2 protein-coding genes are annotated in these 16,541 nt (G+C 74.6%); both read left to right on the top strand.

Going from position 1 to position 16,541, the window contains the following annotated elements; genetic code table 11:
* Positions 1 to 5,613, top strand: a 5,613-nt coding sequence (locus tag ACFVUH_RS17750) for an SDR family NAD(P)-dependent oxidoreductase (protein ID WP_387914180.1), incomplete at its 5' end; no start/stop codon positions are given.
* Between the two features lie 90 nt (positions 5,614 to 5,703).
* Positions 5,704 to 16,530 carry a type I polyketide synthase gene (locus ACFVUH_RS17745; RefSeq protein ID WP_387914179.1) on the top strand — a complete coding sequence of 3,609 codons (10,827 nt, stop codon included), beginning with the start codon at positions 5,704 to 5,706 and terminating at the stop codon, positions 16,528 to 16,530.
* The last annotated feature ends 11 nt before the right edge of the window (positions 16,531 to 16,541 follow it).

Below are 16,541 nucleotides of genomic sequence, written 5' to 3'. Positions count from 1 at the left end.
GTGGAGCTGCGGAACGCGTTGAACGCGGCCTGCGGGGTGCGGTTGCCGGCGACGCTGGTGTTCGACCATCCGACGCCGGAGGCGCTGGCGCGCCACCTGCTGGCCGAGCTGGTGGGTTCGTCGTCGGCGGTGGTGGAGCCTTCCGCTCCCGTCCTGCCGTCGGCGGACGGTGAGCCGATCGCGATCGTCGGCATGAGCTGCCGCTTCCCGGGCGGAGTCGCCTCGCCGGAGGAGTTGTGGCGGCTGGTGGCGGAGGGTGGTGACGCGATCGGTGGGTTCCCGGCGGACCGTGGCTGGGATCTGGAGGGGTTGTACCACCCGGATCCGGAGCATGCCGGGACGAGTTACACGCGTGAGGGTGGGTTCCTGTACGGGGCGGGGGAGTTCGACCCGTCGTTCTTCGGGATCTCGCCGCGTGAGGCGCTGGCGATGGATCCGCAGCAGCGGTTGCTGCTGGAGACGTCCTGGGAGGCGTTCGAGCGGGCGGGGATCGATCCGACCTCGGTGAAGGGTTCGCGGACCGGGGTCTTCGCCGGCGTCATGTACCACGACTACGCGTCGCAGCTCGCGGAGGTGCCGGACGGCCTCGAAGGCCACCTCGGCATGGGGACCTCCGGCAGCGTGGCGTCCGGCCGGGTGGCCTACACCTTCGGCCTGGAGGGCCCGGCGGTGACGGTGGACACGGCGTGCTCGTCCTCGCTGGTCGCCCTGCATCTGGCGGCGCAGGCGCTGCGCTCGGGCGAGTGCTCGCTGGCGCTGGTCGGTGGCGTCACCGTGATGGCGACACCGAACACCTTCATCGAGTTCAGTCGGCAGCGCGGGTTGTCGGCGGACGGCCGCTGCAAGGCGTTCGGCGCCGGGGCGGACGGCACCGGGTGGGCCGAGGGTGCGGGCATGCTGCTGGTCGAGCGGCTGTCGGACGCGGAGCGCAACGGGCACCGGGTGCTGGCGGTGGTGCGGGGCTCGGCGGTGAACCAGGACGGTGCGTCGAACGGGCTGACGGCGCCGAACGGGCCGTCGCAGCAGCGGGTGATCCGGCAGGCGCTGGCGAACGCCGGGCTGTCGGCCGCCGAGGTGGACGTGGTGGAGGCGCACGGCACCGGGACCACGCTGGGCGACCCGATCGAGGCGCAGGCGCTGCTGGCCACGTACGGGCAGGACCGCGAGCGGCCTTTGTGGCTCGGGTCGATCAAGTCGAACATCGGTCACACCCAGGCCGCGGCGGGTGTGGCGGGTGTGATCAAGATGGTGATGGCGATGCGGCACGGGGTGCTGCCGAAGACTCTGCACGTGGACGAGCCCTCGCCGCACGTCGACTGGTCGGCGGGCGCGGTGGAGCTGCTGTCGGAACCGGTGGAGTGGTCCGTGAACGGCCGTCCGCGCCGGGCCGGCGTCTCCTCGTTCGGCGTCAGCGGCACCAACGCCCACGTCGTACTGGAACAGCCCCCGGCGGCGGTCACCGACGAACGGCGGCCGAGCGCGCCGGTTCGGGACGCGGCCGTCGTGCCGTGGACGCTGTTCGCCAAGGACGAGCCCGCGCTGCGGGCGCAGGCGCGGCGCCTGGCCGCGTTTGTCACCGAGCGCCCGGAGCTCGACCCGGTGGACCTCGGCTACTCGCTGGCCACCTCGCGCGCCGCGCTGGAGCACCGCGCGGTGGTGGTGGGCCGGGACCGGGAGGAACTGCTCCGGAGCGTGGCCGCGATAGCCGAGGACCGGCAGCCCGTCGGGTCGGCGCGGGGCTCCGCTACGCCGGACGTCGGGCTCGCGGTCCTGTTCTCGGGGCAGGGGAGTCAGCGGTTGGGGATGGGGCGTGAGCTGCACGCTTCGTTCCCGGTGTTCGCGGAGGCCTTCGACGAGGTCTGCGCGCACCTGGACGTCCACCTCGAACGGCCGTTGCGTGAGGTGGTGTTCGGTGAGGACGCGGAGCTGCTGGGTCGGACCGGGTTCACCCAGCCGGCGTTGTTCGCGGTGGAGGTGGCGCTGTTCCGGCTGGTGGAGTCGTGGGGTGCGCGGGTGGACTTCCTGGCCGGTCACTCGATCGGCGAGTTCGCCGCCGCCCACGTCGCCGGAGTCCTCGCGCTGGCCGATGCCGCTGAACTGGTGGTGGCGCGTGGCCGGTTGATGCAGGAGCTGCCGTCGGGTGGCGCGATGGTGGCGGTGCAGGCCTCGGAGGACGAGGTGGCGCCGCTGCTGGCCGGACGCGAGGACCTGGTGGGCATCGCGGCCGTCAACGGGCCCACGTCGGTGGTCATTTCGGGAGCCGAGGATGCCATGGCGGAGGTCGTCGCCCTGCTGGCGGCCGACGGCCGTCGTACGAAGCGGCTCGCCGTCTCGCACGCGTTCCACTCGCCGCTGATGGAGCCGATGCTGGCCCGTTTCCGCGAGGTCGCCGAGCGCGTCACGTTCGCCGAGCCGAGCCGCCCGATCGTCTCGACGCTCACCGGACAGCCGGTCACTGCCGAAGAGCTGGCGGACCCCGACTACTGGGTGCGGCACGTTCGCCACGCGGTCCGGTTCGCCGACGCCGTCCAGACGCTCGCGGCCAACGGTGTGACGGCGTTCCTGGAGATCGGCCCCGGCGGCCTGACCCCGATGGTCCAGGAGACCCTGGCTGAGACCGTTGCCGTCCCGGCCCTGCGCGCCGACCGCCCCGAGGCCGAGGCCTTCACCACCGCCCTCACCCAGCTCCACACCCACGGCATCACCCTCGACTGGGATGCGGTCTTCGCCGGTCGCGGCGCCCGGCGGGTCGATCTGCCGACGTACGCCTTCCAGCACGAGCGGTACTGGCTGGAGTCGGGCCGGCCGGCGGGTGACATCACGGCGGCGGGCCTGACGGCGGCCGACCACCCCCTGCTGGGAGCGGCGGTCGCGCTCGCGGGTGGTGAGGGCGCGCTGCTGACCGGCCGCTTGTCGCTGGCGTCCCAGCCGTGGCTGGCGGACCACGTCGTGGCGGGCGCGGTCCTGCTGCCCGGCACGGCGCTGGTGGACCTGGTGCTGCGGGCCGGTGACGAGGTGGGCTGCGACCTCCTGGAGGAGCTGACCCTCCGGGCGCCGCTGGTCCTGCCCGAGCGGGGCGCGGTGCAGGTGCAGATCACGGTCGGCGGCGCCGACGAGTCCGGCCGCCGCACGGTGAGCGTGTACGCGCGGCCGGAGGCGGGCGACGGCGCCGAGCCGTGGATCTGCCACGCGACCGGAGCGCTCGCACCCGGGCGGGGCGAGGCGTTCGACCTCGTGGAGTGGCCGCCGAGTGCGGCGGAGGACGTGGCGACCGAAGGCTGCTACGACCGCCTCGCCGAACTGGGTCTGGACTACGGCCCGGTGTTCCGGGGGCTGCGTCAGGTGTGGCGGCGCGGGGAGGAGGTGTTCGCCGAGGTCGCGCTGCCGGAGGGCGTGGAGGTCGGCGGCTTCGGTGTGCATCCGGCGCTGCTGGACGCGGCCCTGCACGCGGTGGGTCTGGGCGGGTTGCTGCCCGACACCGGTCAGGGGCGGATCCCGTTCGCCTGGAGCGGCGTGCGGCTCGCGGCGACCGGTGCGCACGCGCTGCGCGTGCGGCTGGCCCCGGCCGGGCAGGACGCCGTCTCGCTGCTGGTCGCCGACGCCACCGGCCGGCCCGTCGCCACGGTCGACTCCCTCGTCCTGCGCCCCTTCTCCAGCGAGGAGTTGAGCGCCGCCCGCGGTGGCCGGCCGGACTCGCTCCACCGCGTCGACTGGACGGTGCTGCCCGTCGAATGGCGGTCGATGGGCGAGTCGTGGGCCGTCATCGGTGAGGACGACGGCCTGCGTGCCGCCGTCGAGGAGACCGGAGCACGCGCCGACTTCCACCCCGACCTGCCCGCCGTGCTGCGGCGGCTGGAGCGCGGTGGCCGGGTGCCCGAGGTGGTCCTGGCCGCCGCGGGCGGCAAGGTCGACAGCGACCACCCCGCCGAGCACGTGCACCGCAGCGTCCACCGGATGCTGGAGCTGTTGCAGCGGTGGGTGTCCGACGAGCGGCTCACCGGCTCCCGGCTGGTGGTGCTGACCGGCAACGCCGTGGTCGCGCGGGACGGCGACAAGGAGGTCGACCCGGCCCAGGCCGCCGTCCGGGGCCTGGTGCGGTCCGCGCAGTCGGAGCACCCGGGCCGCTTCCTCCTGGTCGACCTGGACCGGGACGCGGACTCGGTGCGCGCCCTGCCCGCACTGCTCGACGCGGGTGAGGAGCAGGTCGCGGTGCGCGACGGCCAGGTGCTGGTGCCCCGGCTCGCGCGGATCGAGGCGACGGACGAGGGTCCTGCCCTCGCCTTTGTCGAGGGTGGCACGGTGCTGGTGACGGGTGCCTCGGGCACGTTGGGACGTGTGGTGGCGCGGCATCTGGTGGCCGAGCGGGGTGTGCGCCGGTTGTTGCTGGTGAGCCGTTCGGGTGCGGGTGCCGAGGGTATGGCCGAGTTGGTGGCGGAGTTGACGGCGGCGGGTGCCGAGGCCGTCGTCGAGGCCTGTGACGTCGCGGATCGTGACGCGCTGGCCGGGTTGCTGGCGGCCGTCCCTGCGGAGCACCCGCTGACGGGGGTCGTGCACGCGGCGGGTGTGACCGATGACGGGCTGGTCGAGTCCTTGTCGGCGGAGCGGATCGACCGGGTGTTCCGTCCGAAGGTGGATGCGGCGCTGCATCTGGACGAGCTGACGCGGGACTTGGAGCTGTCGGCGTTCGTCCTGTTCTCCTCCGCCGCCGGCGTCTTCGGCAGTGCGGGGCAGGGCAACTACGCGGCGGCGAACGCGTTCCTGGACGCGCTCGCGTTGCAGCGGCGGGCGGCCGGACTGCCGGCGGTGTCGCTGGCCTGGGGCCTGTGGGCCGAAGGCAGCGGGATCACCGGTCGGATGACGGCGGCCGACCGCGCCAGGATGGCCCGCGGCGGAGTACTGCCGCTCGCCACCGAGGAAGGCCTGGCGCTCTTCGACGCCGCCGCCTCCGGCCGGGTCGGGACGACCGTCGTGCCGGTGCGGCTGGACCCCGCGGGTCTGCGGGCCCAGGCCGCGGAGGGCTCGCTGCCCGCGCTGCTGCGGGGGCTGGTGCGGATGCCGGCCCGGCGGGCCGCCGCGAGCGCGACGCCGGACGCGGCGGTGACGCTGTCGGCCCGGCTGACCGGCCTGGGCGAGGCCGAGCAGCGCAAGCTGCTGCTGGACGTGGTGTGCGAGCACGTGGCCTCCGTCCTCGGGCTCGCCTCGCCCCAGGCGGTGCGCCCCGAACGGCAGTTGCGCGAACTCGGGTTCGACTCGCTGACCGCGGTGGACCTGCGCAACCGCCTCGCCACGGCGAGCGGACTGCGGCTGCCGCCCACGCTGATCTTCGACTACCCGACGCCCAACGACCTCGCCGAGTACCTGCGCGCCGAGACCGCACCGGCGGCGCCCGGGGTCGGCGCGCTGCTCGCCGAACTCGACGACCTGGAGGCGACGTTGCGCACGGCGGCAGCGGACGACGAGGGCCGGACGGCCATCGCCTCGCGGCTGCGGGCGCTGGCGGCGCTGTGGGCGGACGCCGCCCCGGCGGAGCAGACCGGAATCGCCGATGAGCTCAGCGGCGCGACCGACGACGAGATGTACGACTTCATCGGCAAGGAGTTCGGTATCTCCTGACCCTCGGAGAGTTGGCGGACAACTCCCGTTCCCCACAACGAATCTGCCGGACCCCGGCTCCACGAGATATCTGCAAGAGGGTGGCCTCAGGTGAACAACGAGGATAAGCTCCGCTACTTCCTCCGACGAGTGACGGCGGACCTGCACGAGGCCCGCGAGCGGCTCCAGAAGATCGACGAGTCCCAGCAGGAGCCGATCGCGATCGTGGCGATGAGCTGCCGCTATCCCGGCGGCGTCGAGTCGCCGGAGGACCTCTGGCGCCTGCTGGCGGACGGCGGCGACGCGATCTCGGAGTTCCCGGCCGACCGCGGCTGGGACCTGGACGCGCTCTACGATCCCGACCCCGACACCCGGGGCACCAGCCATGTGCGGGAGGGCGGCTTCCTCGACGGCATCGGCCTCTTCGACGCCGGCCTCTTCGAGATCTCGCCCCGTGAGGCCCTCACCATGGACCCGCAGCAGCGGCTGCTGCTGGAGACCTCGTGGGAGGCCTTCGAGCGGGCGGGGATCGACCCGACCTCGCTGCGGGGCAGCCGGACCGGCGTGTTCGCCGGCGTGATGTACCACGACCACTCGGCCGTCCTGCAGCAGGCGGTCGAGGACGTCGAGGGGTACATCGGGACGGGCAGCGCCGCCAGCGTCGTCTCGGGCCGGGTGGCCTACACCTTCGGCCTGGAGGGGCCGGCGGTGACGGTGGACACGGCGTGCTCGTCCTCGCTGGTGGCCCTGCACCTGGCGGTGCAGGCGCTGCGGCAGGGGGAGTGCACGCTGGCGCTGGCCGGCGGTGTCACCGCGATGTCCAACCCCACGGCGTTCGTGGACTTCAGCCGGCAGCGCGGGCTGGCCGCGGACGGCCGCTGCAAGCCCTTCGCGGCGGCGGCGGACGGCACCGGGTGGGCTGAGGGTGTCGGTGTGCTGCTGCTGGAGCGGCTCTCCGACGCGCGGCGCAACGGGCACCGGGTGCTGGCGGTGGTGCGCGGCAGCGCCATCAACCAGGACGGTGCGTCGAACGGGCTGACGGCGCCGAACGGGCCGTCGCAGCAGCGGGTGATCCGGCAGGCGCTGGCGAACGCCGGGCTGTCGGCGGCGGACGTGGACGCGGTGGAGGCGCACGGCACCGGGACGACGCTGGGCGACCCGATCGAGGCGCAGGCGCTGCTGGCGACGTACGGGCAGGACCGCGAACGGCCGCTGTGGCTGGGCTCGTTGAAGTCCAACCTCGGCCACACCCAGGCGGCGGCCGGGGTGGGCGGCATCATCAAGATGGTCCAGGCGCTGCGGCATGAGCTGCTGCCGAAGACCCTGCACGTGGACGAGCCGACGCCGCACGTCGACTGGTCGGCGGGCGCGGTGGAACTGCTGACCGAGCCGGTGGCGTGGCCGGCGGGCGACCGACCGCGCCGCGCAGCCGTCTCCTCCTTCGGCTTCAGCGGGACCAACGCGCACGTCATCGTCGAGCAGGCCCCGTCGGCCGAGGAGGGCGAGCCGGCCGCCGAGGCCCCGCAGGTCCCCGGGCCGCTCCGGCTGCCGCTTCCCGTGCTGCTGGCGGCCAAGAGCCCGGCGGCCCTGCGCGACCAGGCCGCACGCCTCCTCGCCCGTACGGACGCCGACCCCGGGCTCACGGTGGCGGACCTCGGTGTCTCCGCCGCGACGACGCGGGCCGCTCTCGACCACCGGGCGGTGATCGTCGCGGCCGACCGCGAGGACCTGCGCCAGGCCCTGGGCGCGCTGGCGCGGGACGAGCCCGCCGCGGGGGTGGTCACCGGGGCGGTGGCCCCTCGGAGCCTGGCCGCCCTGGTCTTCTCGGGTCAGGGGAGTCAGCGGGTGGGGATGGGGCGTGAGCTGCACGCGGCGTTCCCGGTGTTCGCGGAGGCCTTCGACGAGGTCTGCGCTGCGGTCGACGTCCACTTGGGCCGGTCGTTGCGTGAGGTGGTGTTCGGGGAGGATGCGGAGCTGCTGGGTCGGACGGAGTTCACGCAGCCGGCGTTGTTCGCGGTGGAGGTGGCGCTGTTCCGGCTGGTGGAGTCGTGGGGTGTGCGGGCGGACTTCCTGGCGGGTCACTCGATCGGTGAGCTGGCCGCCGCGCACGTGGCCGGCGTGTTCTCGCTGGCCGATGCCGCTGAACTGGTGGTGGCGCGTGGCCGGTTGATGCAGGAGCTGCCGTCGGGTGGTGCGATGGTGGCGGTGCAGGCCTCCGAGGACGAGGTGGCGACGCTGTTGGCCGGCCGTGCGGACCTGGTCGGCATCGCCGCGGTCAACGGTCCGTCGTCGGTGGTTATTTCGGGTGCCGAAGAGGCGGTGGCAGAGGTTGTCGAGCTGCTGGCGGCCGACGGGCGGCGGACGAAGCGGCTCGCCGTCTCGCACGCGTTCCACTCGCCGCTGATGGAGCCGATGTTGGCCCGCTTCCGCGCGGTCGCCGAGCGCGTCACGTTCGCCGAGCCGACCCGGCCGATCGTCTCGACGCTCACCGGACGGCCGCTCATTGCCGAGGAGTTGGCGGACCCCGAGTACTGGGTGCGGCACGTCCGGCACGCGGTCCGGTTCGCCGACGCCGTCCAGACGCTCGCGGCCAACGGTGTGACGGCGTTCCTGGAGATCGGCCCCGGGGGCCTGACCTCGATGGTCCAGGAGACGTCGGCGGACGCCGTTGCCGTCCCGGCTCTGCGTGCCGACCGTCCCGAGGTCGAGTCCTTCACCGCCGCCCTTGCCCGGCTCCACACCCACGGCATCGCCCTCGACTGGGAGGCCGTGTTCAGCGGCACCGGCGCCCGGCGGGTCGACCTGCCGACCTACGCGTTCCAGCACGAGCGGTACTGGCTCGACACCCGCCCGGCCGAAGGTGACCTCGCCGGCTCGGGCCTGTGGTCGGCGGAGCACCCGCTGCTGGCGGCGGCGGTCACGCTGGCCGACCGTGACAGTGTGCTGCTGACCGGCCGGCTGTCCCTCGCCACGCACGCGTGGCTGGCGGACCACGTCGTGAGGGGAACGGTCCTGCTGCCCGGCACGGCGCTGGTGGAGTTGGCGATCCGGGCCGGCGACCAGGTGGGCTGTGACCGCGTCGAGGAACTGACCCTGGAGTCGCCGCTGGTGCTGCCCGAGCGGGGCGGCGTCCACGTCCAGGTGCAGGTGGACGGCGCCGACCCGTCGGGCCGTCGCGCCGTGCGGCTCTACTCGCGGCTCGACGACGCCACCGCCGCCGCGCCGTGGACCTGCCACGCCACCGGTGTGCTGGCGACGGCCCAGCCGCCGACGGCGGAGCACGCGGAGGACGAGCTGTCCGCGTGGCCGCCCGCCGGCGCAGCCGAGGTCGACGTCGATGGGCTGTACGACCGTCTCGCCGAACTGGGCCTGGCCTACGGTCCGGTGTTCCGGGGCGTGCGGGCCGGGTGGCGACGCGGCGCCGAGGTCTTCGCCGAGGTCGCGCTGCCGGAGGGCATCGAGGCGACGGGCTTCGGTGTGCACCCCGCCCTGCTGGACGCGGCCCTGCACGCCGTCGGCCTGGGTGACTTCGTCGCGGAGTCGGACGAGGGGCGGATCCCGTTCGCGTGGAGCGGGGTGAGCGTGTCCGCCACCGGAGCGACCGTGCTGCGGGTCCGGCTGGCCCCGGCGGCCGGCTCCGGCGTCGGCACGGGCACGGTCACGCTCTCGGCTGCGGACGGCACCGGCCGGCCGGTGCTGTCGGTCGAGTCGTTGATGCTGCGCCCGGTGGCCGCGGAGCAGCTGGCCGCCGCGCGCGACGAGCAGCGTGACGCGCTCTACCGGGTGGAGTGGGTGCCCGCGCCGGTGGCGGTGGGTGAGGCTGCGGAGGTGGAGGTCCGGGAGGGCTTGGAGGCTCCGGGGGCCGATGCGGAGGTGCCGGGGCTGCTGGCGGTCGTGTGCCCGCCGTCGGGGTCCGGCGCCGAGGGTGTGCGCGCGGTTGTCGGCGGAGTGTTGGAGCTGCTGAAGGAGTGGGTGCGCGAAGAGCGTTTCGAGGGTTCGCGGTTGGTGGTGGTGACCCGTGGCGGGGTGGCCGAGGGTGCTGTTGATGCGGGTCAGGCGGCGGTGTGGGGCCTGGTGCGGTCGGCGCAGTCGGAGCATCCGGGCCGGTTCGTGCTGGTGGATGTGGAGCCGGGGGCCGGGCACGTCCAGGTGGCGGTTTCGGCGGCCGTGGCGTCGGGTGAGTCGCAGGTCGCGGTGCGCGGCGGTGAGGTGCTGGTGCCGCGTCTGGCGCGGGTCGCCGCGGTTGAGGGCCCTGCGGTTCGTTTTGCCGAGGGTGGCACGGTGCTGGTGACGGGTGCTTCGGGCACGTTGGGGCGTCTGGTGGCGCGGCACCTGGTCGTCGGGCACGGGGTGCGCCGGTTGTTGCTGGTGAGCCGTTCGGGTGCGGGTGCCGAGGGTATGGCCGACTTGGTGGCGGAGTTGACGGCGGCGGGTGCCGAGGTCGTCGTCGAGGCCTGTGACGTGGCGGACCGTGACGCGCTGGCCGGGTTGCTGGCGGCCGTCCCTGCGGAGCACCCGCTGACGGGGGTCGTGCACGCGGCGGGTGTGACCGATGACGGGCTGGTCGAGTCGTTGTCGGCGGAGCGGATCGATCGGGTGTTCCGTCCGAAGGTGGATGCGGCGCTGCATCTGGACGAGTTGACGCGGGACTTGGAGCTGTCGGCGTTCGTCCTGTTCTCCTCCGCCGCCGGGGTGTTCGGCAGTGCGGGGCAGGGCAACTATGCGGCGGCGAACGCGTTCCTGGACGCGCTCGCGTTGCAGCGGCGGGCGGCCGGGCTGCCGGCGGTGTCGATGGCCTGGGGGCTGTGGGCTCAGGACAGCGCGCTCAGCGGTGAGTTGAGCGAGGTGGACCGGCGCCGGATCTCCCGGTCCGGGATGACCGCGATCGAGACCGAGGACGGCCTGGCGCTCTTCGACGCCGCCATGTGCTCAGCGGATCCGTTCGTGGTGGCGGCGCGTTGGGACACCCGGGTCCTGCGGGAGTCGGCCCGATCCGGGGAACTGCCGGTCGTGCTGCGGAACCTGGTGCCCGCCTCGGTGCGTCGCGTCGCCGCGTCCGGGACCGGGCAGTCCGGGGCGTCGGCGGCGACGGCGCTCCGGTTGGCCGGGCTGCCCGAAGCGCAGCAGTACGAGCTGCTGGTGGAGCTGGTGCGCACCCATGCCGCCGCGGTCCTGGGCCACGGTCGCGCCGAGTCGGTCCCATCGGGGCAGGCGTTCCGCGAGTTGGGCTTCGACTCGCTGACGGCCGTCGAACTCCGGAACCGGCTCGGCGCCGCCACCGGTGTGCGACTGCCGGCCGGCCTGGTCTTCGACTACCCGACGCCCGCCGCGCTGGCCGGCTTCCTGCGGGACCAGCTGGCCGACGCACCGCGCCCCGCCGCTGCCGCCGTCACCACGGCCCGGGCGGACGAGCCGATCGCGATCGTCGCCATGAGCTGCCGCTATCCCGGCGGGGTGAGCTCGCCGGAGGAGCTGTGGCAGCTGCTGGCCTCGGGTACGGACGCCATCTCCGGGTTTCCCGTCGACCGGGGCTGGGACCTCGGCCTGCTCTCCGCCGACGGTCCCGACGAGGCCGGAACCAGTCACACCCGTGAGGGCGGATTCCTGCACGACGCGGGCGAGTTCGACGCGGCGTTCTTCGGGATCTCGCCGCGCGAGGCGCTGGCGATGGACCCGCAGCAGCGGCTGCTGCTGGAGACGACCTGGGAGGCGTTCGAGCGGGCGGGCATCGACCCGACCTCGGTGAAGGGCTCGGACACCGGCGTCTTCGCCGGGGTGATGTACCACGACTACGCCTCCTCGCTGCAGACGGTCCCCGAGGGCGTGGAGGGCTTTCTCGGCACCGGAAACTCGGGCAGCGTCATCTCGGGCCGGCTCTCCTACTCCTTCGGTCTGGAGGGGCCGGCGGTGACGGTGGACACGGCGTGCTCCTCGTCGCTGGTGGCCCTGCACCTGGCGGTGCAGGCGCTGCGCTCGGGTGAGTGCTCGCTGGCGCTGGCCGGCGGCGTCACCGTGATGGCCGGACCGGGGGCGTTCGTCGAGTTCAGCCGGCAGCGCGGGCTCGCCGCCGACGGTCGCTGCAAGGCGTTCGGCGCCGGAGCCGACGGCACGGGCTGGGGCGAGGGTGCCGGCATGCTGCTGGTCGAGCGGCTGTCGGACGCGGAGCGCAACGGGCACCCGGTGCTGGCGGTGGTGCGTGGCAGCGCCATCAACCAGGACGGCGCGTCCAACGGCCTGACGGCGCCGAACGGTCCCGCGCAGCAGCGGGTGATCCGGCAGGCGCTGGCGAGTGCCGGGCTGTCGGCGGCCGATGTCGACGCGGTGGAGGCGCACGGCACGGGCACCAGGCTCGGTGACCCGATCGAGGCGCAGGCGCTGCTGACGACGTACGGGCAGGACCGCGAACGGCCGCTGTGGCTGGGATCGTTGAAGTCGAACATCGGTCACACCCAGGCGGCGGCCGGGGTGGGCGGCGTGATCAAGATGGTTCAGGCGCTCCAGCGCGGCGTCCTGCCCAGGACCCTGCACGCGGAGCAGCCGTCCCCGCACATCGACTGGTCGAGCGGTGCGGTGCGGCTGCTGACCGAACCGGTCGCATGGCCCTCCGGTGACCGTCCGCGCCGGGCCGGTGTCTCCTCGTTCGGCTTCAGCGGGACCAATGCGCACGTCATCATCGAGCAGGCGCCGGCTGCGGCGGCCCCGCGTCGTGAGACGGACCAGGGCGACCAGGCCGCGAGGCCGTGGGTGCTGTCGGCGAAGTCTCCCGAGGCGCTGCGGGACCAGGCCGCGCGGCTGCTCGCGTACGCGCAGGGGCGTGAGGACCTGGTGGCGGCCGATGTGGCGTACTCGCTGGCCACGTCCAGGGCGGTGCTGGAGCACCGTGCGGCCGTGGTCGCGCCGGATGTGGCGGGGACGCTGGAGGGCCTGCGTGCGCTGGCGAACGGCGAGTCGTCCGGGGCGGTGGTCCGTGGTGTCGCGGTGCCGGGGACGAAGGTCGCTCTGCTCTTCTCGGGGCAGGGGAGCCAGCGGCTGGGGATGGGGCGTGAGCTGCACGCTTCGTTCCCGGTGTTCGCGGAGGCCTTCGACGCGGTGTGTGACGCCGTGGACGCCCACCTCGAACGGCCCTTGCGCGACGTGGTGTTCGGAGAGGACCCGGAACTCCTCAACCGGACGGAGTTCACGCAGCCGGCGTTGTTCGCGGTGGAGGTGGCGTTGTTCCGGTTGGTGGCGTCGTGGGGTGTGCGCGCGGACTTCCTGGCGGGTCACTCGATAGGCGAGTTCGCTGCCGCCCACGTGGCCGATGTCCTCTCGCTGTCGGACGCTGCTGAACTGGTGGTGGCGCGTGGCCGGTTGATGCAGGAGCTGCCGCCCGGCGGCGTGATGGTGGCGGTGCAGGCCTCCGAGGACGAGGTGCTGCCGCTGTTGGCCGGCCGCGAGGACGTGGTGGGCATCGCGGCCGTCAACGGTCCCACGTCGGTGGTTATTTCGGGTGCCGAAGAGGCTGTGGCAGAGGTTGCCGAACTGCTCGCCGCCGAGGGCCGCCGCACGAAGCGGCTGGCGGTCTCGCATGCGTTCCACTCGCCGCTGATGGAGCCGATGCTGGCCCGCTTCCGTGAGGTCGCCGAGCGTGTTACGTTCGCCGAGCCGACCCGGCCGATCGTCTCGACGCTCACCGGGGAGCCGCTCACCGTCGAGGAGCTGGCGGACCCCGAGTACTGGGTGCGGCACGTCCGGCACGCGGTCCGGTTCGCGGATGCCGTCCAGACGCTCGCGGCCAACGGCGTGACGGCGTTCCTGGAGGTCGGCCCGGGCGGCCTGACCCCGATGGTCCAGGAGACGTCGCCGGACGCCGTCGCCGTCGCGGCCCTGCGCGCCGACCGCCCCGAGGCCGAGGCCTTCACCACCGCCCTCGCCCACCTCCACATCCACGGCATCACCCTCGACTGGACCGCCGCCCTCACCGGCACCGACGCCCGACGCGTCGACGACCTGCCGACCTACGCCTTCCAGCGCCGCCGCTTCTGGCTGGAGCCGGGTCCGGCGGTCGGCGACGTCATCTCGGCGGGCCTGTCGGCGGCCGAGCACCCCCTGCTGGGAGCCGCCGTCACACTGGCCGGCGGCGAGGGCGTGCTGCTCACCGGTCGGCTGTCCCTGCCCACCCATCCCTGGCTCGCCGATCACGCGGTGCTGGGCACCGTGCTGCTTCCCGGCACCGCCCTGGTGGACCTCGCGCTGCGGGCCGCCGACGAGGTGGGCTGCGACCTCCTGGAGGAGCTGACGATCCAGGCGCCGCTCGCCCTGCCCGACCAGGCCGGTGTGCAGCTCCAGGTTGTCGTGGCCCCCGCCGACGGCGCCGGCCGCCGCACGCTGACGATCTACTCCCGCGCGGCCCACGGGGACGCGTCCGACCAGCCGTGGACCGGTCACGCCACGGGTGTGCTCGGCGCCGGCGGCCCGGGCGCGGAGTTCGAGCTGTCCGCTTGGCCCCCGCCGGGGGCGGGCGTGCTCGACACGGAGGCGCTGTACGAGCGGTTGGCGGGTTCCGGGCTCGACTACGGCCCGGTGTTCCGGGGCCTGCGGGCGGCCTGGCAGCAGGGTGACGCCGTGTTGGCGGAGGTGGCGCTGCCCGAGGGCACGCAGACCGGTGGGTTCGGTGTGCACCCCGCCCTACTGGACGCGGCGCTGCACGCCGTCGCCCTGGGCGGGCTGCTGCCCGACACCGGCCGGACCCGTGTTCCCTTCTCCTGGAGCGGGGTGCGCCGGTACGAGTCCGGCGCGGCGGCCCTGCGGGTGCGGATCGCCCCGGCCGGAACGGACGCGGTGTCCCTGCTGGCCGCGGACGGGACCGGGAGGCCCGTCGCCTCGGTCGACTCACTCGTCCTGAGGCCGGTCTCCGCGGAGCAGTTGGCCGCTGCCCGTACTGGGCAGCCGGACTCGCTCTACCGGGTGACCTGGGCGCCCCTCCCGCACGTCGAATCCGCCGACACCGCCGTCGAACCGTCGCCTTGGGCGCTGGTGGGCGGCACGGCGAGCGGACCGGCCACGGCCCTGCGTGCCGCCGGCCGCGCCCCCGAGGTCCACGCCGATCTCGCCGGCCTGTTCGCCGGGCCGGCGCTGCCCGACGCCGTGGTCGCACTGCTGCCCCCGGCCCCCGGCGCGGCGGCGGGTACACCGGAGGCGGCTCGGGCCGCGACCGGGTACGTGCTGGCGCTGGTGCGCGAGTGGCTGGAGCGGGCCGGTTCCGACTCCGCCCGGCTGGTGGTGCTGACACAGGGCGCCGTCGCACCCGACGTCCCGGGCGACGGCGCACCCGGGCGGCCGGATCCGGCCCAGGCCGCGGTCTGGGGCCTGGTCCGCTCCGCGCAGTCCGAGCACCCGGGCCGCTTCGTCCTGGTCGACCTGGACGACGACGAGCAGTCCGCGCGCGCCCTGCCGGCCCTGCTGGCGGCCACCGCGACGGCGGACGAACCGCAGCTGGCGGTGCGGGCGGGCCGGACGTTCGTGCCCCGGCTGGCACGCGCGACGGCCTCCGCGACGACGGCCTCCGACACGACGACCGTCGACACACCGGCAGCCGGCACGGCGACGACAGAGGCCCTGGACCCCGCCGGCACCGTCCTGGTGACCGGCGCGACCGGGGCGCTGGGCCGGCAGGTGGCGCGGCACCTGGTCGCGGTGCACGGTGCGCGGCACCTGCTGCTGACCAGCCGACGCGGGCCGGAGGCCGACGGCGCGGGCGGGTTCGAGGCCGAACTGGCCGCCCTGGGCGCCCGGGTGACGACGGCGGCCTGCGACGTGGCCGACCGCGCCGCGCTCGCCGCGCTGCTCGACGCGGTGCCGGCCGAGCACCCGCTGACCGCCGTCGTGCACGCCGCCGGTGTACTGGACGACGCGCTGGTGGACTCGTTGACGCCGGAGCGGCTGGACCGGGTGTTCCGTCCGAAGGTCGACGCGGCCTTCCACCTGCACGAGCTGACCCGGGACCACGCGTCGACCGCGTTCGTGCTCTTCTCCTCCCTCGCCGGCACGCTCGGCACCGCCGGACAGGCCAACTACGCGGCCGCCAACGCCTACCTGGACGCGCTGGTGGAGCTCCGCCGCTCGCAGGGCCTGCCGGGCGTCTCGCTCGCCTGGGGGCCGTGGGCCGGTGACGAGGGGATGCTGGGCGAGGCGGGCGCCGAGGCGCTCGGGCGGATGGCCCGGGGCGGGGTGGCGCCGCTGTCGGGGCGCGAGGGCCTGGCCCTCTTCGACACGGCCCGCGCGGCGGCCACGACCGGTGGCCCCGGAGTCCTCCTCCCGGTGCGGCTGAACCTCGCCGCCCTGCGCGCCCGGGCCGGGAGTCACCCGCTGCCCGCCGTGCTGCGTGGCCTGGTGCCGGTCCCGGCCCGTCGGCCGGACCGGCCGGGCGCGGGCGCGGGCGAGCTGACCGAGCAGCTGGCCGGGGCGTCGCAGGACAAGCGCCGGCGGATCCTGCTGGCCACCGTCCGCGGTGAGGTCGCCGCCGTCCTGGGGCACGCCTCCGCGGAGGCGGTGGGCGCCGGCCAGGCCTTCCGCGACCTCGGCTTCGACTCGCTCACGGCCGTCGAACTGCGCAACCGCCTCGGCGCCGTCACCGGGCTGCGCCTGCCGGCGAGCCTGCTGTTCGACCACCCGACGCCGACCGCCCTGGCGGAGCACCTCGGCGCCTCGCTGCCGGCCGGGGGAGAGGCGGAGCCGCCGTCCGTGCTCGCGGAGATCGACCGGCTCGAAGCCGCGCTGGCCGCCTCCCCGTCCGACCGCGGGCTGCGCAGCACCGTCACCATGCGCCTGGAGGTCCTGCTGGCGAAGTGGAACGGGGCGCAGGACGGGCAGCGCGGCGCCGGCCACGACACCTCCTCGGTCGAAGCGGCCACCGACGACGAACTCTTCGAGCTGCTGGACAACGAGCTCGGCACCTGATCGACCGGCAA

The sequence above is a fragment of the Kitasatospora sp. NPDC058032 genome (genome assembly GCF_042885845.1).
In the GTDB taxonomy this organism is placed as follows: domain Bacteria; phylum Actinomycetota; class Actinomycetes; order Streptomycetales; family Streptomycetaceae; genus Kitasatospora.
Note: the sequence above shows the minus strand (reverse complement) of the source record. Positions and strands in the feature narration are given on the sequence as shown.